Below are 24963 nucleotides of genomic sequence, written 5' to 3'. Positions count from 1 at the left end.
GGAGCTTAATCCTGCTGTTCGCTATATCTTTTGCGGTGAACCGCGCCACAAAAAGATGCCGCTCCCATCAGGGCTAGGGCACCAGTTTTCAATCGAAACATTGTTTTTAGCCCATAAAAAATTGCCAAAGTTTCTGATTTTGGCAATTAGGGCATACTAAATTACTGCTTTTTTTGAGAATTGTTACAGAAATGAGCATTTATTAATTTTAAAGTAAGGTAGTGATAATGATCTCTTAAGCTGTTAATTCATTATCAATGAATTATGAAAGTATTTTTAAGTTTGTATAAAGTCCATCATTTTAAATTTTCGATAGTTATCGTCCGGAAAGTTTCACAATAAGTGTTTTTAGGAATGTCATTTCTTTTACCTGGAATTATCACTTGATTGAAAGATGTTATAATCTGGTCAATTTCATCTTTAATGATTTTGTTTGGAGCAATAGAATTAACACGGAAAATTTTTCCATTAGAATCAATAGAAAAACGCGGATTGATAACGATTTCTCCTCTTTTGTTTTGTTTCGCAATGTTTTCAAGCGAGATGTTTTTTAAAATATACTCGAATATTTGATCATAAAGGCATCTGTTCAACTCGGAATTGTAGGCAATACTTTCGCATCCTTTTAAAACGGGAAGCTCATCTATGAGGACAAATGTACTTGCTTTTATTAGTGTGTTTTTGTCTTCTTTTGTAAATAACTGAACACTAATTTTTCCAAGTTTAGCATTATCATTTAAGTTTAATTTTTCTAAAGGATAATTTTTAAAAATTTCGATAACTTTTTTATTGAGCTCCCTGTCTCCTGTATTAATGCGAAAATTAAAAGCTTTATTCTTCTTATTTATCTCAAAGGTTAGTCGGATAGTGTAATTGTATTTTTTATTAGAAATGCCTTTGTAGTAAGAAGATGTTTTCAGTTTGCTAAAATTAATTTTTTTTAGAAGTTTTTGTTCCAGATAAATTTTATAATGATTTGCTAAATCACTTTCTGTGCTAGGCTGAGCTAAAGATTGAAATACGCTGTTTTCACGGAGATATTCCTCTTCGAGTTCTTGTCTGGAATAGTAAGGGTTGTCAATTTGTTTTTCATTAATATTTTTAATCCTTTCTTTTACAACATCTCTAAGGCTATCTTTTTGTGACTGGGAAAAACTTTTTGCACTAAGTAATACTAATATAATGAATGGCAAAATTGATTTCATCTTTTATATTTTAATGCTAAAATATAAAATTACTACTGTTAATTTTTTAAATCAATACATCTTTGTCAAAAAAAATTGACAAAGATGCATTTCTATTCTAATTCCTTTTTCAAGAACTTAGCCGTATAACTTTTTTTACTTTTCGCTACTTCTTCAGGAGTTCCTTTGGCGATTAATTGTCCGCCACCTTTTCCTCCTTCGGGACCAATATCAATGATGTAATCAGCGAGTTTTATGACATCCATATTATGTTCGATAATCAGGATCGTATTTCCTTTATCAACCAGTTTATTAATTACATCCATCAAAACACGAATGTCTTCAAAATGCAATCCTGTAGTAGGTTCGTCAAGAATATAAAAGGTATTTCCGGTATCTTTTTTAGACAATTCTCCGGCTAATTTGATACGTTGTGCTTCACCACCGGAAAGTGTGGTACTTTGCTGACCAAGTGTAATATATCCTAACCCAACATCCTGAATTGTTTTTACTTTTCTATAAATCTTCGGAATCATTTCAAAGAACGGAACAGCTTCATCAACGGTCATATTCAAGACATCTGAAATTGATTTCCCTTTATATCTTATTTCTAATGTTTCTCTATTGAAACGTTTTCCCTGACACGTTTCGCATTCGACATAAACATCCGGTAGAAAGTTCATTTCGATAGTTCTTACACCGGAACCTTCGCAGGTTTCACAGCGTCCGCCTTTTACATTAAAACTGAAACGACCCGCTTTATAACCACGAATCATACTTTCAGAAGTCATCGTAAAAAGATTTCTGATTTCAGTAAAAACCTCTGTATAAGTAGCTGGATTCGAGCGTGGTGTTCTTCCAATCGGACTTTGATCGATATCAATTACTTTGTCAATATGCTCAAGGCCTTCAATCTTTTTGTATGGTTGTGGTTTTTTTACGCCATTAAAATAATAAGCGTTCAGGATAGGATAGAGGGTTTCGTTTATTAAAGTAGATTTTCCACTTCCTGAAACTCCTGTTACACAAATCATTTTCCCTAATGGTAATTCGATCGAAACATTTTTAAGGTTGTTTCCTGTCGCTCCGGTTAGTTTTAGGAATTTGCCGTTTCCTTTACGGCGCTCTTTCGGAATCTCTAATTTCATTTTACCGTTCAAATATTGAGCGGTAATTGTATTCGATTTCAACGTTTCTGCGGGAGTTCCAATACTGATGATTTCTCCTCCGTATTTACCTGCTTTCGGACCAATATCAATTACATAATCAGCACGTTCGATCATGTCTTTATCGTGTTCTACAACAATAACCGAGTTCCCGATATCGCGTAATTGTTCTAAGGAGTGAATTAGTTTTTCATTGTCTCTTTGGTGTAAACCAATACTTGGCTCATCGAGAATATATAAAACACCAACCAGTTGTGAACCAATTTGTGTAGCCAGACGAATACGCTGTGCTTCACCACCCGAAAGTGATTTTGAACTTCGGCTTAAAGCCAGATAATTCAAACCAACATTCATTAAAAAGTTCAAACGGTCTTTTATTTCTTTAACGACTTCTGATGCAATCAAAAGCTGTTTGTCTGATAAATGTTTGTTTAAATCCTGAAACCAGACAGTCAAATCGGAGATGTCCATATCACACAATTCAACGATATTTTTGCCGTTGATTTTAAAGAACAATGCTTCTTTTTTCAAACGGGAACCGTCACAAACCGGACAATTTACTTCGTCCATGAAATCTTTTGCCCAACGTTTTATCGTGGTTGAAGAAGTTTCATCAAACTGATTTTTGATGAAATGTGAGATTCCTTCAAAATCTATTTTATAATCGCGGGTAACGCCTAAATCTTTAGAATTTACGACAAATTTATCTTTTCCACCATGAAGGATCATCGTCATAGCTTCTTCCGGAATCTTCTCAATTGGATCTGTTATCTTAAAACTGAATTTTTCTCCAATAACTTCTAGTTGTTTAAAAATCCACGAAGATTTGTATTCACCAAGCGGAGCGAAACCTCCGGCTTTAATGGATAATTTAGGATTAGGAATAATTTTTTTAATATTAATTTCATGCACTGTTCCTAATCCATTGCAATGCGGACAAGCTCCTTTTGGGGAGTTGAACGAAAATAAATTTGGTTCTGGGTTTTGATACGATATTCCTGTTGTTGGGCACATTAAGTTTCTACTGAAATAACGTACTTCATTTGTATCCTGGTCCAAAATCATTAATACGTTTTCTCCATGATGCATGGCTGTATTGATGCTTTCTGATAATCTTTTTTGATTGTCTTCAGTATCTTCTATCAACATTCTGTCGACTACAATTTCGATATCGTGTGTTTTGTAACGATCCAGTTTCATTCCTGAAACCAGATCCTGAACTTCGCCGTTTACACGAACTTTAAGGAAACCTTGTTTGGTAATTTGCTGGAATAACTCGGCATAATGTCCTTTTCTGGCTCTAATAATTGGAGCAAGGATATTGATTCGTTTCCCTTTAAAATCCTGAATAATCAAATCTTTAATTTGTTCATCAGAATAGGAAACCATTTTCTCTCCAGTGTTGTAACTATAAGCGTCAGCACCACGAGCATAAAGAAGTCGTAGGAAATCATAAATTTCAGTAATAGTACCAACGGTCGAACGCGGACTTTTGCTGGTTGTTTTTTGTTCAATAGCAATTACCGGCGAAAGTCCGTCGATTTTATCAACATCTGGACGTTCTAAGCCACCAAGAAACTGTCTGGCATAAGCCGAAAAAGTTTCAACGTAACGACGTTGTCCTTCCGCATATATGGTATCAAATGCCAAAGAAGATTTTCCCGAACCTGATAAACCGGTAATAACAACCAGTTTTTCACGCGGAATAGAAATGTCTATATTTTTTAGATTATGAACCCTTGCACCAAGAACTTCAATAGTATTGTCTTTTTCTAACATAATTTTGAGCAAAACGCAAAGTTACCACTTTGATTTGTTCTTTTTGTGCTCGATAGCAAAACTTTATGTTACAATTAGTAACAAAATGAGGCTGTCCGAAAAGTAATTTCGGGCAGTTTTTTTTTGTTTTACACATTGATTTTTCTTATATTTAAGTACTAAAATCAATGATTATGCAGCCAGTTTTTAAGCCTCATTCGGTTCACCAGCAAGATCTTTTTCCATTGAATTTAAATGATCTGATCCCAGAGAATCATTCTGCCCGATTAATAGACAGTGTTGTTGAACGGTTGGAAATTTCCGAGATTATATCACAGTTTAAAGGCGGTGGAAGATCCAGCTACCATCCTAAGATGTTATTGAAAATATTGTTTTACGGATATCTCAATAATACCTATTCCAGCCGAAAGCTGGCTAGAGCCGTGAAGGAGAATATATATTTTATGTGGCTCTCGGGAGGACTTCAGCCGGATTTTAGAACTATCAATGACTTTAGAGGAAAAAAATTAAAAGGGAATATCGAAAAACTTTTCAGCCAGGTCGTTCTGATGATGGTAGATTTAGAGCTCATTAGCCTGGAGAGACAATTTATTGATGGTACTAAAATAGAAGCCAACGCACATAAATACAGCTTTGTGTGGAAGAAAGCAGTTGAAAAACATAAAGACAGGCTTCAGGGAAAAATCGATGCTGTTCTGGCAGATATTGGTCAGGCTATCGAGTCAGACATTATGCATACTGATAACCAAACTGATACCAAGGTAGACAGTAAGAAATTAGAAGAAAAAATACACGAGATCAACCAAAGTGAAAAAAAGCAGAAGCTGAGTAAACAGCAGAACAAATCACTTCAAAAACTCGAGAAAGAACAGCTTGTAAAACTTAAAGAATATGAGAAACATCTCGAAATTCTGGGGGATAGAAACAGTTATTCGAAAACCGATACCGATGCTACTTTTATGCGCATGAAAGAAGATCATATGGGCAACGGACAATTAAAAGCGGGTTATAATATTCAGATTTCTACAGAAAATCAAATTATTACACATTACTCCACCCACCAGACTTCTACTGATTTTACCACATTAAAGACTCACTTAGAAGGATTCAAAAGCAACTACGGCAAACAATCTGCAAAAGTTATAGCCGATGCGGGCTATGGAAGTGAGGAAAATTATCAACTCCTTGAAGACAAAGAAATTGATTTTTTTGTTCCCTACAACATGTACCGTATCGAAGAGACCCGTAAGCATAAAAACAATTTATTCCACGCACAAAACCTGTTTCATAATAATGAGCAAGACTTTTTGGTTTGTCCAATGGGGCAGCAAATGCCTCGTATCTTTACTAAGAAATCAAAAACTACAACTGGTTTTGAACAGTATCATTCGGTATATGAGGCTTTAAATTGCGCAGGATGTCCTCTGCGGGGGCAATGCTTTAAAGCTAAGGGGAACAGACGGATAGAAATTAATCACAATCTTCAAAGACTGAAATTCAAGGCAAGAGAGAATTTAGAAAGTGAATTGGGCAGGGAAATTTATAGTAAAAGATGTATTGAACCAGAGCCGGTTTTTGGTAACATCAAGCAAAACAAAGGATTTAAAAGATTTACACTTACCAAAACAGCCAAAGTAAATACTGAATTTGGCCTGATTGCTATTGCTCACAACTTTTCTAAATGGATCGCTAAAATCCGTTTGGGTAATTTTAACCTCATTTTTGATCTCGTAGAAGCTTTAGAAAAGTTTATAGAAGACCATTTTAGCCCAAATTTACATTTTTCAAGAAACACTCTGTAAATCTACTAGTATAATAAAAGAAAGAGGTCGTCTTTTCAGACAACCTCTTCTTTTTCGGGTTGCCATGTATTCTTCAATAGCTTCTCTGGTTGTATACCAATTTCTACGTTCTTTATATGCATCAATTTTTCCTGTTCTGGCTAGTAAACTAACATATTCCTGTTCGTAAGGAGTTTCAGGTTCGCTAACAATATCAGAAATTTTTTGGTAGTCATAATCATTTCCGGGCATCGAACTTAGGTATATGTTTAATGCACGTTCTAAAGCCTGAGACATTAAAAGTGTTAGTTTTTGATAATTATCATTATTAGCCTGATTAAGTGCTTCATAATATTTTTTCCTGTCGTTTTTTAGGATAATTGCTGGAGGAAAACCGCAACGCATCAATAGTAAATTCATGCTCAAACGAACAGTACGCCCATTCCCATCAAAGAATGGATGAATCCAGACTAGTTTATGATGATAAATTGTGGCCAGTTCGATGTCATTTAAATCTAATGGATTTGTATTAACAAAATCGATTAGCTCATCCAGATAATCTGAAATTTTATTGGCATTTGGTGGCATGAAATTAGCACCTGAAATACGAACACCTCCATTGCGTAAACGTCCTGCAAAGTCATCTTCAATAGAACGTAAAACTAATCCGTGAATAGAAAGAATATCAATACTTCGAAGGTTGTAACTATCATCGACAATAGAATATAAATAATCTATTGCCTTATCATGATTATGTGTTTCAAAATGTTCACGCAGTGATTTCCTTTTAATAGTAATTCCTTCCTGAATAACCATTTGGGTTTCTCGTAAACTCAAAGTATTTCCTTGGATACCATTAGAATTGTATGTCCATTCTAGTGATAAACTCTCGCGAATTTTGTGCAAAGCAATGTTGGGCAATAGTCTGCTGTTTTGCAGGTCAAGCCTTTTTTAGCACAATCGGTCAAAAGTTGACTGAAATTCAGTTCTGTATGTTAAGTCTATATTCCACATAATCTCACAAAGGCACTTCTTGGTATCGGATAAATTAAATTTTACTCAATTGTCATGGAACGTAATTTCATTCTGTAGGCTTCAAGTGCTATAGATTTAGAAATAAAACCAAAGTATTTGTCATTTCGTAAGACCGGAAGAAAGGCTGATTTTGATTTTTCGAATTTACTCATTACGATTTCCATACTGTCGTTTGATGAGATAATGGCCAGCGGAGTTTTCATAACATCTTTGATCAGAGTATATTTTACCTGATATGAATTGAAGATAATTTCTCGAATATCATTAAAATGAACTACACCAACGAGGTCTTTCTCATTATCAACCACGGCAAAAACAACCTGGTTAGAGTGTGAGATAAGATCAACAAGTTTGCTTAGGTTCTCTTCCGGATGAACCGTCAGATAATCAGTTTGAATAATAGTATCAATATCAAGAGTAGAAAGAATGTTTGAATCTTTATTACTTGTAAATGCGTGACCTTTTTTAGCAAGACCTTTTACGTCAAGAGAATATTTCTCGAAACGTTTAGAGATAGCAAAACTTATTGAAGAAACAATCATAAGTGGAATCATCAGGCTATAGCCACCCGTAATCTCAGCAATTAAAAAGATTGCAGTTAGAGGTGCATGAAATAGTCCGCTCAAAATACCTGCCATTCCCACCATTGTAAAGTTACTGATAGGCAATTTCGACAATCCGATAAGACTTATAAATTTTGCAAAGAAATATCCCAAATAAGATCCTAAGAATAAAGACGGAGCAAAATTCCCTCCATTTCCACCACTTCCAAGGGTTAATGCTGATGCAAATACTTTAACCATCATTGTGCATCCAACAAACAGTAATAGAACCCATTGATTATCTCTAAAATCAGCAAATAAAGTATTGTCTAATATTTTTCCGGGATCACTTTCAGATAACGTTTTAATGCTTTCATAACCCTCTCCAAACAGTGTTGGAAATATAAAAATAAGCAGTGCCAATAACGAAGAACCGATTAATGCTTTTTTATAAGGACCAACTTTTAAATTAGAAAAATAATGTTCGACTCTTTGAAAATTTCTTGCGTAATAAACGGCAATAAAACCAGTCAATATGCCTAACAGCACATAAAAAGGAATGTTATGATAATTAAAAGCTTCTTGTTTTCTAAAAGACAATAAAATACTTTCGTCTAATACAATTGCAGAAACCAGCGCACCGGTAGCGGCAGAAATCATAATTGGTGTAAAGGCAGAAATACTGACATCAACCAATAAAACTTCAATAGCAAAAAGAACACCGGCAATTGGAGCGTTAAAAGCGGCAGAAATACCTGCGGCAACACCACAGCCAATAAGCAATGTTCTGTCTTTATAAGGTAATTTGTAGTTTTGGGCAAAATTTGAACCAAATGCTGCGCCTGTAATCACAATAGGGCTTTCTAAACCCGCAGAACCTCCTAAACCTACTGTTAAGGAACTGGTAACAATTTGGGCGTACATTTGTTTTCTGGGAATAATACTTGCTTTTTTCGCAACAGCATATAAAATTTGAGAGGTTCCTTTTTCGATACTTCCATTTAGAATTCGTTTTACAACAAAAACAGTCAGAAGGATTCCGACAATAGGAAGAATACTATTGATAAAACTTAATTTAAGAATACCATTAATATAAGTAGCAAAGGAAAAAACACTATGGGCAAAAGTTTTTAGAACAATTACAGCCAAAGAGCAAGAGATACCAATTAAAACACTTGATAAAAAAATAAATTGCTTTGGTGTCATTAATGATTGAGCCAAAGCAATAATGCTTTCTAGTCTTCTAAAATATTTTTTTAGCATTCTGTTGTAAAAGTTAGGTGTAGTGCAAATTTAGCTTTTAACATTTAAATTTGTACGACATTTAAGGATAAATCTAATTTTTTAACTTAAAAACCAACAGCAGTATCATCTCCACGAAAATCTGCCCCACCTTCAAGAGTATTGTCAGGTAAGACTAAAATGCAATCTAATTTACCGATTACAGGCGTTGTTTTTTCATTAATCAAATATCCTTTTGCTTTTAATTTGTCAATTGTGATTTTGTCAAAAGCATTGGGTTCAAACGTAATTAAATCCGGTAGCCATTGGTGATGAAAACGTGGCGCATTTACAGCATCCTGCATACTTAGATTATATTCATAAACATTTAAAATAGCCTGCAAAACACTTGTAATAATTGTAGATCCACCTGGTGAACCAACGACCATAAATAGTTTTCTGTTTTTCTCTACAATTGTTGGTGTCATTGAACTTAGCATTCTTTTTTGCGGCGCAATACTATTAGCTTCATTTCCTACTAAGCCAAACATATTTGGAGATCCTGGTTTCGCACTAAAATCATCCATTTCGTTGTTTAAGAAAAATCCTAATTCATCGCAATAGTATTTTGATCCGTAACCGTCATTAAGCGTTGTGGTTGCGGCAACCGCATTTCCCTGCGCATCAACAATAGAATAATGAGTAGTTTCTGTGCTTTCGTTAAAGTTGACTTTTCCTTCTTTTATTTCTGATGATAGGCTCGCTTTGTTTACATCAAAACTTGACATTCTGTCCTTTAAATAAGCATCAGATAATAATCCGTTAATTGGAATTTTTACAAAATCCGGATCACCTAAAAACTGGCTTCGATCTGCATAAGCTCTTCTTTCGGCTTCTACAATAATCTGAATAGATTCCTCAGTGTTATGTCCCATTTTTGATAAATCATAGGGAGCAATCATTTTCATGATTTGTGCCAGACAAATTCCGCCACTGCTTGGAGGTGACATTGAAGTTATTTTTAAATCTTTATAATTAAATTGTAATGGTTTTCTCCATTTAGCTTCATATTTCTCCAAATCCTTAAGCGTTATAATTCCACCTTTTTTCTGAATATATTTAACTAAAATTTTTCCTGTTTCACCTTTATAAAATTCATTTCTTCCGTTCTTAGAAATTCGTTTTAAAGTATTGGCAAGCGCAGGATATTTGATGGTATCATTTTCTTTAAAATTACCTGCCAGTAATGTATTCGGTCCATTTACTTTAACAATAGCATCGTGATAATCCTGAAGTCTTTTTTCTTGTTTTTTAGTTACAATTACACCTCTTTCTGCTAAGGCAATTACTGGTTTTAAAATTTCAGACATTGGCATCGATCCTAATTTTTTGTGAACGGCAAATACTCCGGCAATAGTTCCCGGAACGCCAATTGCTAAAGCAGTTGCAGTACTTTTACCTTTAATGACGTTTCCGTCTTTATCCAGAAACATATCTTTTGATGCTGCAAGTGGCGCTTTTTCGCGATAATCTAAAGATCCAACTTCGCCATTTGATTTTCTGTAAACCATAAATCCTCCTCCTCCCAAATTTCCTGCGTACGGATATGCAACTGCAAGAGCCAGTTCAGTAGCAACCATTGCGTCAAAAGCATTTCCGCCTTTTTGTATAATCTCGGCGCCAACTTTCGAAGCTTCCTGGCGTGCCGAAACTACCATGGCTTTTGTTGCTGTTAATCCGGTTGGTTTTGCAGTTTGCTGAGCAAAACTATAAAATGAAATAAAGCTGAATAAAAGGGCAATCTTTTTCATAAAGAGAATTGTATTTTGTTTTTATAGAACCGGACCGATTTTATAAAGTAAGTAATTTTTGTTTGGAGTGTTGTTTGAGATCCTCGAAGAACAAAGTAAATTCTTGTTCAAATTCAGTATAAAATTCTATCAACTCTTCACTTGCAAACTGCATTTTCGATATGTTTTTCGACCTTCTGTCCATTTGTGTCAAAATCTGATGAATTCCTTCTACGGTCTGATAACTTAAAAGCCAGTTTTGTTTAACCATATAAGGCATTAAATCCTGTGTCTTTTCAGTCAAAATGGGATAGTTTTCGTGTAATGATCTGTAAAAACGGTTAATGAAATTATCTAATTTTTCATCTGAGTATTTCTCCCAGTTTTTGGCTAAAAAATGATCATAAAGAATGTCTACAATTACGCCGGCATAATGATGGTATTTTTCATGTAATCGTTTGGTACTTTGTCTGAAAACATCATGTGAATCGGTATAAGTATCAATTGACCGATGCAAAATAATACCTTTTTGAATTTCTTCAGGAAAATGCTCAAATTGTTTCCCGCGAATTCCATCGGCCATAAAATTGCCAATTTTGATTAAATCATTATCTCCGGACAAATAGATGTGGGCTAGGAAATTCATTTTTTTTGAGTTGCTAAGATTCTAAGTCGCTAAGGCTCTAAGTTATTTTTAGTAAAAGTATTTTTCGAGTTACTATCCCGAAGCTTCGCGGCTAAGAGGTTAAGAAACTAAGTTTATTTTAGTAAAAGTATGAAAACTTTTTTATATCGTTTCATGAATGATCACGCCTTTATTAAAATGTAAGAACCTTAGCTAGTCAGAACCTTAATAACTTTTAAAAAAAAAGCACCTAAGAACCCTGGCAACTTTTCTATATTTGTAACTGGTAACCATAACTCATAAAAATGACTTTAATAAAATCGATATCAGGAATACGTGGAACAATTGGTGGAAAAGTAGGAGATAACCTGACTCCTGTTGATGCTGTAAAATTTGCATCGGCATATGGTACTTTTCTTAAAAACAATACTTCAAAAGAAAAATTAACAGTTGTAATAGGTCGTGACGCCAGGATTTCCGGACCAATGATTCACAATCTTGTTGTAAATACTTTAATAGGTTTAGGGATTAATGTAATTGATCTTGGACTTTCGACAACGCCAACTGTAGAAGTAGCTGTTCCGTTAGAAAAAGCAGATGGAGGAATTATTTTAACAGCTTCTCATAATCCGAAACAATGGAATGCATTGAAATTATTAAATGCAAAAGGAGAATTTTTAAGTGGAGCAGAAGGTGCTAAAATTCTTGAAATTGCCGATGCAGAAGCTTTCGATTTTTCGGATGTAGATAGTTTAGGAGAAATCACGGTGAATGATGCTTATATGGATATTCATATCGACGAGGTTTTAAATTTGCCTTTGGTTGATGTTGAGGCAGTAAAAGCTGCAAAATTCAAAGTAGTTGTTGATGGTGTAAATTCATCAGGCGGAATTATTATTCCAAGGTTATTGGAATTAATGGGTGTTGAGGTAGTAAAATTATACTGCGAACCAAACGGACATTTTCCTCACAATCCGGAGCCTTTAAAAGAGCATTTAACTGATATCTCTGAATTGGTGGTAAAAGAAAAAGCTGATTTAGGTGTAGTGGTTGATCCAGATGTAGATCGTTTGGCTTTTATTTGCGAAGATGGAGAAATGTTTGGAGAAGAATATACATTAGTAGCTTGTGCTGATTATGTTTTAGGTAAAACTCCGGGGAATACGGTTTCTAATATGTCATCATCACGTGCTTTACGTGACGTGACGGTTGCTCATGGTGGAAAATACGAAGCGAGTGCCGTAGGAGAAGTGAATGTTGTAGAGTTAATGAAAAAGAATAACGCTATTATTGGCGGTGAAGGAAACGGTGGAATCATTTATCCTGAATCTCATTACGGACGTGATAGCTTGGTAGGAGTAGCTTTGTTTTTGACGCATTTGGCAAATAAAAAAATGTCGGTTTCGGCTTTGCGTGCTTCTTATCCTGAATATTATATGAGCAAAAACAAAATTGAATTAACACCACAAATTGATGTTGATGCGATTTTAGTTGCCATGACAGAAAAATATAAAAATGAAGATATCACAACAATTGACGGAGTTAAAATTGATTTTGCAACAGAATGGGTGCATTTAAGAAAATCAAATACAGAACCAATTATTAGAATTTATACAGAAGCTCCATCTCAGGAAAAGGCAGATGTTCTGGCACTTCGAATTATAGACGAAATAAAAGCAATTGCGGGAATTTAATTTTCAGCAATTCAAATCACAAAAAAATACCTCTTTCATTAATTTTGAAAGAGGTATTTTTTTGTAAATTATTCAACTCGGTGTTTCCATCTTTTATGCGTCCATAAATAGTATTCAGGAGCTTCATAAATTTGTTTTTCAACTTCCCTTAAGTATTTTTCTGTAATATCGAAGTTTTTATAATCGTTAGGATTATCTGCAATAGGTACAAATGTTGCTTCATAATAACCTCTTGCTACTTTTTTTACTTTTACAAAAATGACACTTAGGTTGTATTTTTTTGCCAGCATTTCTGCGCCTGTATGTACAGGAACTTCAATACCCATAAATTTCATCGAATGAAAAATTCGATCCAGTTTAGGAGATTGATCGCTTGCTAATCCGTACATGCTTAAAATTCCCTGACGTTGATTTTGAGCCATAGTGGGAATCGCTTTTCTCGTTTCTACTAATTCCGTATCATATTTTGAACGTATTCTTCGTACTAATTTATCAAAATAAGGATTGGCGACTTTTTTATAAACAGCAATTCCCTTAAAATCAATTTTCGGGTTAATTGTCAAAAGCCATTCGTAGCTAGCATAATGTGACGCCACCAGAATGACGCTTTTGTTTTTTGTTGCATATTCATTTACAAGTTCAATATTGGTAACACGAAATCTTTTTTCCATCTCTTTTGGTGAAATACTCATCGTTTTAATCGTTTCCAGAAACATATCACACATATGGTGATAGAACTTTTTTTCGATTTGCTTTTGTTCCGTTTTGCTTAAGTAAGGCAAAGTAAGCGCAAGGTTTTCCTTAACTACTTTTCTTCTGTATCCAATGATATAATATATAATAAAATAGACACAATCTGATAACCAGTAAAATAAACGAAACGGAAGTATAGAGATCAGCCAAAGTAAAGGATAGGCCAGTAAATAAACGAGAAATTGCATGTAATATTTTTTTACAAATATAAAGTAAAAATGAATAAACATCGATATTTTGGTTTGAAGCTAACATATGTTTAAGAATGACTATATTTACAAATCACATTAAATATTTTTTATGAATACCATTTTAGTAGGGATTATAGTGGCTAATGCTATAATTAGTTACAAAGGTTTTAATGATCTTGCTTTTTTTAGAAAATACGAATTTCATGTAGGAAGTATTCGTTCCGGAGAACAAATCAGAATGCTTTCATCCGGGTTTTTGCATGCTGATATTATGCATTTAGCTTTTAATATGCTTACGTTGTGGTTTTTTGCTCCTGTAGTCATACAATGGTTAGGAACTTTTTCTTTTGTTTTGATTTATTTCGGCAGTTTGATTTTTGGAAGCCTGCTTACAATGCTTTTTCATAAAAATGATTACAGCTATAGAGCTGTAGGAGCTTCGGGAGCTGTAACAGGGGTTTTGTATTCTGCGATATTATTACAGCCGGATATGATGCTGGGAATCTTTTTTGTCATACCAATGCCAGCTTATTTATTTGGAATTTTATATTTATTATATTCAATTTACGGAATGAGAGCTAAAAATGATAATATTGGGCATACAGCGCATTTTGGAGGTGCCATAGGAGGTTATTTGATTACGTTGATAAAAGAACCATCCTTGATTGTAGATCATAGTTTAATGGTAATTCTGTTAGCAATTCCTATTTTGATACTTTTTGTAATGGCAAAATTGGGTAAATTATAATATTGGCACAACTTTTGAAATTCGATTATCAAACAAATTTAAATATAACAAAAATGAAGAAAGTAGTATTATTTTTAACAATCATGTTTATGACTATGTCTTACGCACAAGAAACCAAACAAATTCCTCAAATCAATGTGAACGGGGAAGGAAAAGTAAAAGTAGCACCTGATCAGGTTTGTATTTCAGCAACTGTTGAAACAAAAGGGAATAATGCTAAAGACGTCAAAAAACAAAATGACGAAAAAATCGATGCAGTTTTAAAATTCATAAAAAAAATGAATGTTCCAACAGCAGATTTCAAAACAAAACAAGTAGCTCTTAATCCACAGTACGATTATGAGAAAAAGAAAACCAGTTATAACGCTACACAAACAGTAGAAATTATATTAAAAGATTTATCTAAATATGATGAATTAATGGAAGGCTTGGTTCAACAAGGTATTAACCGTATTGACAGAGTTTCTTTTGAAACTTCTAAATTGGCTCTAATTGAAACAGAAGCTCGTAAATTGGCAATAAAAGATGCTAAATTAAAAGCAGAAGATTATGTTTCGGTTTTAGGTCAAAAAGTTGGTAAGGCATATACTATTTCTGATAATACTCAGGTTTACCGTCCACAACCAATGTATGCCGCTATGAAATCAATGGCTATGGATTCAGCCGGTGCTTCAAACGAAACTTTAGCTATTGGAGAGATTGAAGTTGTTGCAAACGTTAGTGTGAGTTTTATTTTAGACTAAGCGATATCAATTCAACATAATAAAATCCAGATCTCAACTTAAAAATTTGGATCTGGATTTTTTTTGTCCCTATAGTTTGTCGGATTTGAAATTTCCCTCCTAGTATAAGGTAAGATTTGGTTCTTGAACCCGGCGGTTTTTCAACCTGTCGGGTTTCTTATTTATAGATATAAGGATTGGGTTTGCTAGGGTGGGTACAGTTAAAGCTTGTTTAGTGCATTTTTGGAATTAGAAATTTCTTTCCTATATATAAGGTAAGAATTTGAGCCTTGAACCTGACAGGTTTTTAAAGCCTGTCGCGTTTGTTGTTATAAGTATAGATTTATTTGGCTGGCTCCTGGTTTAAGCTTAGTTAATATGTTTTTGAAATATGAATTAGGAGCTTCATCCCGCTATGCATTTCAATCTTTTGCTTTTTAAAGAAAAAAGCAAAAGGATTTCCATTTCTATCGGGGCCAGGGCAGTTGTTCTTAATTAGAAGTATAGTGTATATAGGTATGGGGAGCAAATCCTAGTGTCTTATTCAAAAGGCAAAGCAAAAGAACCTTCGTGTCTTCGTGGTATAATCAGGCAAGCCCCGGCGCAGGGAGCCGAAACTAATATGTGATTACTATTATAAAGTAATAGAAAAACCTCCATAAGTCTGTAAAGTTCATAAAAATGGAGGTTCTTCAAGTGTTGTTATTGTGAAAAGCACAATGTGCTTACGAAAATTCCGATAAAGTCAAAAAAAGGACAATGGTTAAGGTTGGTGTTATCAGAGTGTTAAGAAAAAGTTTGTAAAAACATTGAAATTATAGAACAAAAAGGCTTGTAAATGTAAATAAAGGACCTACTTTTGCACCCGCAACAACGACAGACGTTCACTGAAATACTGACAAGCCTTACTGATCAAAACGAAAATTTATTTTCTAAAAAAGATTTCGAAAAGCTTGTGAGATTTGAAAACAGATGTTACATTTGCACCCCGCAAAACAACGGAAGTTCATTGATAGATTGGTTGGAAAATGAGAAGAAAAGGAAATAAAAATTTCCAAAAAAAACTTCAAAATTTACTTGCCAGTTGAAAATAAATTTTCTACTTTTGCACCCGCTTTGAGAAACAAGCGAAACAAAAAAGAAGACACGTTCGTAGACATATTGAATTGACAGCCGTTTTAACAGAGATGTTAAAACAAAAGAATAAAGAGTAAGATAATCGAGAGATTAAAAAAGAACCGATAGAGACTGATTCGAATAACAATACGATCTAAGTGATTAGATCAACAATATACGATGAAGAGTTTGATCCTGGCTCAGGATGAACGCTAGCGGCAGGCTTAACACATGCAAGTCGAGGGGTATAGTTCTTCGGAACTAGAGACCGGCGCACGGGTGCGTAACGCGTATGCAATCTACCTTTTACAGAGGGATAGCCCAGAGAAATTTGGATTAATACCTCATAGTATTATGAAATGGCATCATTTTATAATTAAAGTCACAACGGTAAAAGATGAGCATGCGTCCCATTAGCTAGTTGGTAAGGTAACGGCTTACCAAGGCTACGATGGGTAGGGGTCCTGAGAGGGAGATCCCCCACACTGGTACTGAGACACGGACCAGACTCCTACGGGAGGCAGCAGTGAGGAATATTGGACAATGGGCGCAAGCCTGATCCAGCCATGCCGCGTGCAGGATGACGGTCCTATGGATTGTAAACTGCTTTTATACGAGAAGAAACACTACTTCGTGAAGTAGCTTGACGGTATCGTAAGAATAAGGATCGGCTAACTCCGTGCCAGCAGCCGCGGTAATACGGAGGATCCAAGCGTTATCCGGAATCATTGGGTTTAAAGGGTCCGTAGGCGGTTTAATAAGTCAGTGGTGAAAGCCCATCGCTCAACGGTGGAACGGCCATTGATACTGTTAGACTTGAATTATTAGGAAGTAACTAGAATATGTAGTGTAGCGGTGAAATGCTTAGAGATTACATGGAATACCAATTGCGAAGGCAGGTTACTACTAATGGATTGACGCTGATGGACGAAAGCGTGGGTAGCGAACAGGATTAGATACCCTGGTAGTCCACGCCGTAAACGATGGATACTAGCTGTTGGGAGCAATCTCAGTGGCTAAGCGAAAGTGATAAGTATCCCACCTGGGGAGTACGTTCGCAAGAATGAAACTCAAAGGAATTGACGGGGGCCCGCACAAGCGGTGGAGCATGTGGTTTAATTCGATGATACGCGAGGAACCTTACCAAGGCTTAAATGTAGATTGACCGGTTTGGAAACAGATCTTTCGCAAGACAATTTACAAGGTGCTGCATGGTTGTCGTCAGCTCGTGCCGTGAGGTGTCAGGTTAAGTCCTATAACGAGCGCAACCCCTGTTGTTAGTTGCCAGCGAGTCGTGTCGGGAACTCTAACAAGACTGCCAGTGCAAACTGTGAGGAAGGTGGGGATGACGTCAAATCATCACGGCCCTTACGCCTTGGGCTACACACGTGCTACAATGGCCGGTACAGAGAGCAGCCACTGGGCGACCAGGAGCGAATCTATAAAACCGGTCACAGTTCGGATCGGAGTCTGCAACTCGACTCCGTGAAGCTGGAATCGCTAGTAATCGGATATCAGCCATGATCCGGTGAATACGTTCCCGGGCCTTGTACACACCGCCCGTCAAGCCATGGAAGCTGGGGGTGCCTGAAGTCGGTGACCGCAAGGAGCTGCCTAGGGTAAAACTGGTAACTAGGGCTAAGTCGTAACAAGGTAGCCGTACCGGAAGGTGCGGCTGGAACACCTCCTTTCTAGAGCCTCAAGTGTTAGTTGATTTATCAACACGCTGAGGAAAAAAGAAGAAGCTTTATGGGTTTTGATTTTAAGACTATTTTACTCTTGCTGTTAGTTCAAATAATAAATTTTAAGAATAAGAGTGTCTCGTAGCTCAGCTGGTTAGAGTACTACACTGATAATGTAGGGGTCGACAGTTCGAGTCTGTCCGAGACAACTATTTTATGCTTAAAAAGAAGGAAATTTTAGAAGTTGAAAGATTAAGGATCAAATAGTTCATAATTTTTAATTCACGATTTTTAATTTTTAATTAAAAAGGGGGATTAGCTCAGCTGGCTAGAGCGCCTGCCTTGCACGCAGGAGGTCAACGGTTCGACTCCGTTATTCTCCACTATCTTTAAGAAGATAGAATATAGAAAAAGAATATAGACAAAGTCTATTCTCTATTCTCTATGTTCTTTATTCTGAAAAAGAAAAAGTTCATTGACATATTGAGATAAGAAAATAATAAAAAGTAGAAAGCGTTTTTTACAATTTATTGTAAAGAACAAAAAAAAACGGTCTTAATTAATTTTAAGATTGGTACAATAAGCAAAATAAGGGCGTATGGGGGATGCCTTGGCTCTCAGAGGCGATGAAAGGCGTGATAAGCTGCGAAAAGCTACGGGGACGGGCACACACCGATTGATCCGTAGATACCTGAATGGGGCAACCCACTATGTTGAAGACATAGTACACCGATAGGTGGGCAAACCCGCTGAACTGAAACATCTAAGTAGGCGGAGGAGAAGAAAACAAAAGTGATTCCGTAAGTAGTGGCGAGCGAACGCGGATTAGCCCAAACCAATGTTGTTACGGCAAGATTGGGGTTGTAGGACCACGATATTTTATGTACAAGGAACCGGAAGTTACTGGAAAGTGACACCATAGAGGGTGATAGTCCCGTATGGGTAACGAGTATAATAGATAGTGGTATCCTGAGTAGGGCGGGGCACGTGAAACCCTGTCTGAATTTGGCGGGACCATCCGCTAAGGCTAAATACTCCTGAGAGACCGATAGTGAACCAGTACCGTGAGGGAAAGGTGAAAAGAACCGTGAATAACGGAGTGAAATAGATCCTGAAACCATACGCTTACAAGCGGTCGGAGCCCTTTCGTGGGGTGACGGCGTGCCTTTTGCATAATGAGCCTACGAGTTAACGTTGCTGGCAAGGTTAAGTGGTTAAGCCACGGATCCGTAGCGAAAGCGAGTCTGAATAGGGCGCTTTAGTCAGTAGTGTTAGACGCGAAACCGTGTGATCTACCCATGGGCAGGTTGAAGCTGTGGTAACACACAGTGGAGGACCGAACCGGTTGACGTTGAAAAGTCTTCGGATGACCTGTGGGTAGGGGTGAAAGGCCAATCAAACTCGGAAATAGCTCGTACTCCCCGAAATGCATTTAGGTGCAGCGTTAGTTATAAAGTTATATAGAGGTAGAGCTACTGATTGGATGCGGGGGCTTCACCGCCTACCAATTCCTGACAAACTCCGAATGCTATATAATGTTCACTAACAGTGAGGGCTTGGGTGCTAAGGTCCAAGTCCGAGAGGGAAAGAACCCAGACCATCAGCTAAGGTCCCCAAATATATACTAAGTTGAAAGAACGAGGTTTGTCTGCCCAGACAGCTAGGATGTTGGCTTGGAAGCAGCCATTCATTTAAAGAGTGCGTAACAGCTCACTAGTCGAGCGGACGAGCATGGATAATAATCGGGCATAAGTATATTACCGAAGCTATGGATTTACAGGTAACTGTAAGTGGTAGGGGAGCATTCTAACAGGGTTGAAGGTGTATCGTAAGGTATGCTGGACTGGTTAGAAAAGAAAATGTAGGCATAAGTAACGATAATGCGGGCGAGAAACCCGCACACCGAAAAACTAAGGTTTCCACAGCTATGCTAATCAGCTGTGGGTTAGTCTGGTCCTAAGGCGAACCCGAAAGGGACAGTCGATGGCTAACGGGTTAATATTCCCGTACTACTAATTACTGTGATGGGGTGACGGAGTGATGAAAGCGCCGCGAACTGACGGAATAGTTCGTTGAAGTACCTACCTATAAGACCCGCAGGCAAATCCACGGGTTTTGGGGAAATACGATAGTACTCGGAGTCTTCGGACAAAGAGATAGTGCGCCTAAGGGCTTCCAAGAAAAACCTCTAAACTTCAGGTAATTAGTACCAGTACCGTAAACCGACACAGGTAGTTGAGGAGAGAATCCTAAGGTGCTCGAGAGATTCATGGCTAAGGAATTAGGCAAAATAGACCCGTAACTTCGGGAGAAGGGTCGCCCTGAGTAATCAGGGCCGCAGTGAAGAGGTCCAGGCGACTGTTTATCAAAAACACAGGGCTCTGCAAAATCGTAAGATGAAGTATAGGGCCTGACACCTGCCCGGTGCTGGAAGGTTAAGAGGAGATGTTATCTTCGGAGAAGCATTGAATTGAAGCCCCAGTAAACGGCGGCCGTAACTATAACGGTCCTAAGGTAGCGAAATTCCTTGTCGGGTAAGTTCCGACCTGCACGAATGGTGTAACGATCTGGACACTGTCTCAGCCATGAGCTCGGTGAAATTGTAGTAACGGTGAAGATGCCGTTTACCCGCAGTGGGACGAAAAGACCCTGTGCACCTTTACTATAGCTTAGTATTGACCTTGGATAAATGATGTGTAGGATAGGTTGGAGACTGTGAAGTGGCGTCGCCAGGCGTTGTGGAGTCATTGTTGAAATACAACCCTTTGTTTATCTGAGGCCTAACCCCGTTTTACGGGGGACATTGCTTGGTGGGTAGTTTGACTGGGGTGGTCGCCTCCAAAAGAGTAACGGAGGCTTCTAAAGGTTCCCTCAGTACGCTTGGTAACCGTGCGTAGAGTGCAATGGCATAAGGGAGCTTGACTGAGAGACATACAGGTCGATCAGGTACGAAAGTAGAGCATAGTGATCCGGTGGTTCCGCATGGAAGGGCCATCGCTCAAAGGATAAAAGGTACGCCGGGGATAACAGGCTGATCTCCCCCAAGAGCTCATATCGACGGGGGGGTTTGGCACCTCGATGTCGGCTCGTCACATCCTGGGGCTGGAGAAGGTCCCAAGGGTTGGGCTGTTCGCCCATTAAAGTGGCACGCGAGCTGGGTTCAGAACGTCGTGAGACAGTTCGGTCTCTATCTACTGTGGGCGTTAGAAATTTGAGTGGATCTGATTCTAGTACGAGAGGACCGAATTGGACAAACCTCTAGTGTATCTGTTGTTCCGCCAGGAGCATCGCAGAGTAGCTACGTTTGGAAGGGATAAGCGCTGAAAGCATATAAGCGCGAAACCCACCACAAGATGAGATTTCTTTTAAGGATCGTGGGAGATGACCACGTTGATAGGCTATAGATGTAAAGGCAGTAATGTCATAGTCGAGTAGTACTAATAATCCGTAAGCTTATGTACACCCTTTTCCTCCCGAGTGATCGGGAGGAAGAAACTTTCTAAATCAATACTTTTTTCTTTATCTCAGTATGTTAAGATATTACTTCAATTATAGATTTTGAATTAAAAATTAAAAATTGAAGAACAAATTGCCCAAAGCAATTATAACTTCTTAAGGTGGTTATTGCGGCGGGGCTCACCTCTTCCCATCCCGAACAGAGTAGTTAAGCCCGCCTGCGCAGATGGTACTGCAGTTATGTGGGAGAGTATGTCGTCGCCTTTCTTTTGAAAACCCTGTTTCTAGCGAAACAGGGTTTTTTGTTTTACAAAATACTGGGGTTATAGGCGAGCCCCGATAGCTATCGGGGTCTGTCGGGATCAACACGAAAACGGATCAAACGCAAAAGTTGGGGATTAACCAAAAAGATTAGATAATCTGAATAAGAAGAAATCTACTTTACGCACTCCTCTAATTTGACTTCTAAACGCTTTTACTTTAGCATTAAAAGATTCTGCTGAAGTATTTGTACTTCTATTATCAAAATAGTTTAAGGTTGATTGGTAATTAACTGTTATAGTATTTAAAAGGATATTAAAATTTTTAAACCCTGACTCCTCTACATATTTGCCACCTGTGTGCAAAATATGAACGCCTTTGTTATTGGTGATACAACCTGGAGTCCCCGGCATCACAGAACCAATTTCGTCTTTACTGCTTATCATCACACGCAGAGTATCTCCTTCGTTATATGTCATACCAATAGGACTAAGTACAATATTCAATTCTACGATTTCTTTTCCTGAAAGCTTTTCTGCGCGGTCAAAACGGATCAAACGCAAAAGTTGGGGATTACGCAAAAAGATTGGATAATCTGAATAAGAAAAAATCTACTTTTCGTACTCCTCTAAATTGACTTCTAAATGCTTTTACTTTGGCATTAAAAGATTCTGCTGAAGCATTTGTACTTCTATTGTCAAAATAGTTTAAGATTGACTGGTAATTAACCGTTATGGTATTTAAAAGAATATTAAAATTTTTAAACCCTGACTCCTCTACATTCCTGTACCAATGTGCCAGTTTGGTCATCGCAATGTGTTTATTGTTATTATTGTTGTAAATACCTCGTAGTTGTTGGGTTAAACTGTATGCTTTTTTAATATCGGGATATAAGCCAAATAACAATTGGGCTCGTTCGTTTTGTCTTTCGGTCCATTTATCGCGGGATTTATAAAGAACATATCGACTTCTGGCGAGCAACTGTTTTACAGAGTCTCCATTAGATAAAAGATCTGGGAGATAAGTTTTGTTTTCTCTTTTCGCTTGTAATATCAATCGATTCTCAGTATCCATAGCTTCCCAACGATATTTTATTCTAATCTCCTGTAATGCTTCTAGAGCTAATTTTTGAACATGAAATCTATCGGTAACCTGTACCGCTTTTGGAAAACATTTTTTGGAAATCAATTTCATGGAATTAGCCATGTCAAGTGTTATTTCTTGAACCCAACTTCTTTTTTTGTAATTAATTTTACAAATATGTTCAATGACCTGATCTGCCTTTGTCCCTTCAATAATAGCAACTAGGCATCCTTTTTTACCTCTAGCTTCCTTATTGGTTACAATAGTAAAAAGCTCACCCTGAGACAAGGCTACTTCATCAATTGACAAGTGAGTACCTATATTTTCAGGATAAATAATCCACTCATGTGCATGTTCACGTGGAGCCCACGTACTAAAGGAGCTTAAAAATTTTTTGTATTGTCTTTGTAATTTTTTCCCATTGACTCCAAAGAAACCTCCAATGGTACGACAGTCAATAGCAGTTTTATCTATTAATTTCTTTTAAAAAAGCCGCAAACTCTTGAGTCATGCGGGTTCCTTTAGCTACTAAATTCCAATCTCTTTTAACGATCTCACCTGTATTTTTATTAGTCCAGCGACGTCTTTTGATATGTAAATACACGAACTTACCCCTCAGAGGAAAGTCCTGTATGGTAATCTCATCTTGAAAACCCTTTGAGACTAATTGAAGATCCCTAAACTCTTCTGGAGGTTTAGCATTCTCTTCAAAATAGAGGTGTAATATTTCTTCGCTATTAGTAGATGAAACTACTTCAAAATGTTCTACTAAAAAATCAGGAAGCATAAACTTCAAAAGTTCTATAGGGGTCATATAAAATTCTTAGATTACAAAGTTCTTATTTTATTTTGACATTTCCTCCCCAAGCTTTGCGCTTCATCCGTCAAAACTGTATGCGGAAATTTCATCAGTAGAAAGGATTGGATCTAAATGTCTGGCAGACGCTCCGTCCTGAGTAAAATCCTGTAAAGCGGCATTGCGGTTAGGTACTACAAATTCGCTCAGTACATTGCCTAATTTGTCAATTTTCTGTACCCATACAAATACATCCATATCATCGGTGTTTTCTGCTTCCATAAAGAGTTTTACTTTTGGATAACCAATAAAAGTAGTTTCTTTTTCAAAAACAGTGTGGAACGATACACGGCAAGGCAAAGCCTCAGGAAAATAGCGTAATGGCAATTCATTATCATCGGCATTTAATTGTAAAGTTCTTGTTCTGCCGCTGAAGTAATAGCGCTGTAATTGGGACTCTCTAGGAGGAAAAGTTTCAGCAATAAGCCCTGTTTTGTTGTTAGCCTGAAAATCCAAAATTGAATAACGTACAGTGGGTGTTTTCTCCCATCCATTTTGTTTTCCTAAAAAATAATAATCAAAAAACTTACGTAGTTCCTCAGTAAATTCAGCATTGTAATAATCAGGGCATTCCTGAGTATCATGAATACGCAACCATTTTTCTTTAGAACCAATAGAACGCCATGAGCGGAAAGTTCCCATTGTATGCAATGTATTCGAGTAACTTGCCACAACATAAGTAGGCACGGTAATTTTAGAAACATCGGCAACTTTGTCTTTCCACAATTCAGCATCTGCTAAAGGGTAAGCTTCCATTTCGACAGTCATATCTTCGCGTTTTGCTTCGGTTGCGCTTACATGATTTATCTGCAGACGGTGAAGGAAATTTGGATCAGGAATCCCGCCAATATAAGCTAAATCACGATAAGCATCCTGCAAACCTTCCGTTGGACTTATACAAGTAAGATGTGGTGGTTGACCTGCAGCAATAAACCATTGTGAAAACGCTAATATGAAGTTCCTGATAAGGCTGTTTTTTGGTTGGACCAATCTTGTACTGTCAGCCATTCTATAAGATCATAACAATCTTCTGCTTCCTGAGAACCAATCATGGTTATATCGCCTTCACTATGTGCAATTCCGCGGGCGTCAGGATTACAAACAGCATAACCGTGCTGAACTCAATAGGCAGGATCAGGCGCTTCAAACTTGGTTAAACCCGAATTATTCGTTCTAAACAAAAATAATGGTGAAGTGATGATTGAAAAGAAAATAAAAGGCAAAGCAGGGATTTCGGGAATAACAATTTTGAATGATAAATTTATTTTTCGTGCGGTG

Annotated in this window: 16 protein-coding genes, 2 tRNA genes and 3 rRNA genes; 9 read left to right on the top strand and 12 right to left on the bottom strand. The window is 37.0% G+C overall.

Annotated elements, in window-relative coordinates:
• Positions 1-296: 296 nt before the first annotated feature.
• Positions 297-1205 (bottom strand): hypothetical protein, encoded by a 909-nt coding sequence (locus tag QLQ94_RS21000; RefSeq protein WP_482498419.1) that lies wholly within the window; start codon positions 1203-1205, stop codon positions 297-299.
• A 92-nt stretch (positions 1206-1297) separates the two neighbouring features.
• On the bottom strand, positions 1298-4129 hold the full coding sequence (uvrA, locus tag QLQ94_RS20995; protein WP_482498418.1) for an excinuclease ABC subunit UvrA: 2832 nt from the start codon (positions 4127-4129) through the stop codon (positions 1298-1300).
• Between the two features lie 167 nt (positions 4130-4296).
• Here uvrA and QLQ94_RS20990 point away from each other — a divergent pair, with 167 nt between their 5' ends.
• Complete coding sequence (locus QLQ94_RS20990) at positions 4297-5931, top strand: IS1182 family transposase (RefSeq protein WP_482498416.1); 1635 nt, start codon at positions 4297-4299, stop codon at positions 5929-5931.
• Here the strand turns inward: QLQ94_RS20990 and QLQ94_RS20985 are convergent.
• The 4 genes from QLQ94_RS20985 to QLQ94_RS20970 form a co-directional block, all read right to left on the bottom strand.
• Entirely contained in the window at positions 5914-6831 is a 918-nt protein-coding gene (locus tag QLQ94_RS20985; protein ID WP_482498414.1) for a Fic family protein, read from the bottom strand. The genes QLQ94_RS20990 and QLQ94_RS20985 overlap by 18 nt on opposite strands.
• A 134-nt stretch (positions 6832-6965) precedes the next feature.
• Positions 6966-8750, bottom strand: coding sequence for a chloride channel protein (locus tag QLQ94_RS20980; protein ID WP_271337578.1), 1785 nt, complete (start codon positions 8748-8750; stop codon positions 6966-6968).
• 86 nt (positions 8751-8836) lie between these two features.
• On the bottom strand, positions 8837-10519 hold the full coding sequence (gene ggt, locus QLQ94_RS20975; protein WP_482498412.1) for a gamma-glutamyltransferase: 1683 nt from the start codon (positions 10517-10519) through the stop codon (positions 8837-8839).
• Positions 10520-10559: 40 nt separating this feature from the next.
• Positions 10560-11144 (bottom strand): acyl carrier protein phosphodiesterase, encoded by a 585-nt coding sequence (locus tag QLQ94_RS20970; protein ID WP_271337576.1) that lies wholly within the window; start codon positions 11142-11144, stop codon positions 10560-10562.
• A gap of 284 nt (positions 11145-11428) precedes the next feature.
• Here QLQ94_RS20970 and glmM point away from each other — a divergent pair, with 284 nt between their 5' ends.
• Positions 11429-12817: a phosphoglucosamine mutase gene (glmM, locus tag QLQ94_RS20965; RefSeq protein WP_427402857.1), complete on the top strand. Its 1389-nt coding sequence runs from the start codon at positions 11429-11431 to the stop codon at positions 12815-12817.
• Between the two features lie 68 nt (positions 12818-12885).
• On the opposite strand, the gene QLQ94_RS20960 is transcribed toward glmM, so the two are convergent.
• The gene (locus QLQ94_RS20960) at positions 12886-13758 is read right to left on the bottom strand and encodes a lysophospholipid acyltransferase family protein (protein WP_271337574.1); all 873 of its coding nucleotides are present in this window, start codon (positions 13756-13758) and stop codon (positions 12886-12888) included.
• 112 nt (positions 13759-13870) lie between these two features.
• Between QLQ94_RS20960 and QLQ94_RS20955 the strand changes: the two genes are divergently transcribed.
• The 7 genes from QLQ94_RS20955 (at position 13871) to rrf (ending at position 21752) form a co-directional block, all read left to right on the top strand.
• Positions 13871-14509: a rhomboid family intramembrane serine protease gene (locus QLQ94_RS20955; protein ID WP_271337573.1), complete on the top strand. Its 639-nt coding sequence runs from the start codon at positions 13871-13873 to the stop codon at positions 14507-14509.
• A 53-nt stretch (positions 14510-14562) separates the two neighbouring features.
• Positions 14563-15252, top strand: coding sequence for an SIMPL domain-containing protein (locus QLQ94_RS20950; protein WP_427402856.1), 690 nt, complete (start codon positions 14563-14565; stop codon positions 15250-15252).
• A 1272-nt stretch (positions 15253-16524) separates the two neighbouring features.
• Positions 16525-18038: ribosomal RNA gene (locus QLQ94_RS20945) — 16S ribosomal RNA — on the top strand.
• A 126-nt stretch (positions 18039-18164) separates the two neighbouring features.
• Positions 18165-18238, top strand: a tRNA-Ile gene (locus QLQ94_RS20940).
• Positions 18239-18338: 100 nt separating this feature from the next.
• Positions 18339-18412 (top strand) — tRNA-Ala (locus QLQ94_RS20935).
• Between the two features lie 194 nt (positions 18413-18606).
• A 23S ribosomal RNA gene (locus tag QLQ94_RS20930) occupies positions 18607-21490 on the top strand.
• Positions 21491-21642: 152 nt separating this feature from the next.
• A 5S ribosomal RNA gene (gene rrf / locus QLQ94_RS20925) occupies positions 21643-21752 on the top strand.
• Together the 16S, 23S and 5S rRNA genes with 2 tRNA genes alongside form the textbook arrangement of a ribosomal RNA operon.
• A 131-nt stretch (positions 21753-21883) precedes the next feature.
• Here the strand turns inward: rrf and QLQ94_RS20920 are convergent.
• The 5 genes from QLQ94_RS20920 to QLQ94_RS20900 form a co-directional block, all read right to left on the bottom strand.
• Entirely contained in the window at positions 21884-22327 is a 444-nt protein-coding gene (locus QLQ94_RS20920) for a transposase (RefSeq protein ID WP_482498409.1), read from the bottom strand.
• Complete coding sequence (locus tag QLQ94_RS20915) at positions 22320-23273, bottom strand: ISAon1 family transposase (protein WP_482499945.1); 954 nt, start codon at positions 23271-23273, stop codon at positions 22320-22322. Before QLQ94_RS20915 ends, QLQ94_RS20920 begins: the two co-directional genes overlap by 8 nt.
• 22 nt (positions 23274-23295) lie before the next feature.
• Complete coding sequence (locus tag QLQ94_RS20910) at positions 23296-23643, bottom strand: ISAon1 family transposase N-terminal region protein (protein WP_482498407.1); 348 nt, start codon at positions 23641-23643, stop codon at positions 23296-23298.
• A 63-nt stretch (positions 23644-23706) separates the two neighbouring features.
• Positions 23707-24693, bottom strand: coding sequence for a CocE/NonD family hydrolase C-terminal non-catalytic domain-containing protein (locus tag QLQ94_RS20905; protein WP_482498405.1), 987 nt, complete (start codon positions 24691-24693; stop codon positions 23707-23709).
• Positions 24633-24764, bottom strand: a complete 132-nt coding sequence (locus QLQ94_RS20900) for a CocE/NonD family hydrolase (protein ID WP_414655395.1) — start codon at positions 24762-24764, stop codon at positions 24633-24635. The genes QLQ94_RS20905 and QLQ94_RS20900 overlap by 61 nt, the downstream gene beginning before the upstream one ends.
• Positions 24765-24963: the final 199 nt, after the last annotated feature.

The sequence above is a fragment of the Flavobacterium sp. B114r genome (assembly GCF_056824125.1).
The sequence above is the reverse complement of the archived record's forward strand: the minus strand, read 5'-3'. Positions and strand labels throughout refer to the sequence as shown.

Coding starts and splice junctions, on each gene's coding strand:
- QLQ94_RS20980 (WP_271337578.1), bottom strand. CDS start 8,750: ATGCTAAAAAAATATTTTAGAAGACTAGAAAGCATTATTGCTTTGGCT.
- uvrA (WP_482498418.1), bottom strand. CDS start 4,129: ATGTTAGAAAAAGACAATACTATTGAAGTTCTTGGTGCAAGGGTTCAT.
- glmM (WP_427402857.1), top strand. CDS start 11,429: ATGACTTTAATAAAATCGATATCAGGAATACGTGGAACAATTGGTGGA.
- QLQ94_RS20910 (WP_482498407.1), bottom strand. CDS start 23,643: ATGACCCCTATAGAACTTTTGAAGTTTATGCTTCCTGATTTTTTAGTA.
- QLQ94_RS20960 (WP_271337574.1), bottom strand. CDS start 13,758: ATGCAATTTCTCGTTTATTTACTGGCCTATCCTTTACTTTGGCTGATC.
- QLQ94_RS20990 (WP_482498416.1), top strand. CDS start 4,297: ATGATTATGCAGCCAGTTTTTAAGCCTCATTCGGTTCACCAGCAAGAT.
- QLQ94_RS21000 (WP_482498419.1), bottom strand. CDS start 1,205: ATGAAATCAATTTTGCCATTCATTATATTAGTATTACTTAGTGCAAAA.
- QLQ94_RS20955 (WP_271337573.1), top strand. CDS start 13,871: ATGAATACCATTTTAGTAGGGATTATAGTGGCTAATGCTATAATTAGT.
- QLQ94_RS20905 (WP_482498405.1), bottom strand. CDS start 24,693: ATGGCTGACAGTACAAGATTGGTCCAACCAAAAAACAGCCTTATCAGG.
- QLQ94_RS20950 (WP_427402856.1), top strand. CDS start 14,563: ATGAAGAAAGTAGTATTATTTTTAACAATCATGTTTATGACTATGTCT.
- ggt (WP_482498412.1), bottom strand. CDS start 10,519: ATGAAAAAGATTGCCCTTTTATTCAGCTTTATTTCATTTTATAGTTTT.
- QLQ94_RS20970 (WP_271337576.1), bottom strand. CDS start 11,144: ATGAATTTCCTAGCCCACATCTATTTGTCCGGAGATAATGATTTAATC.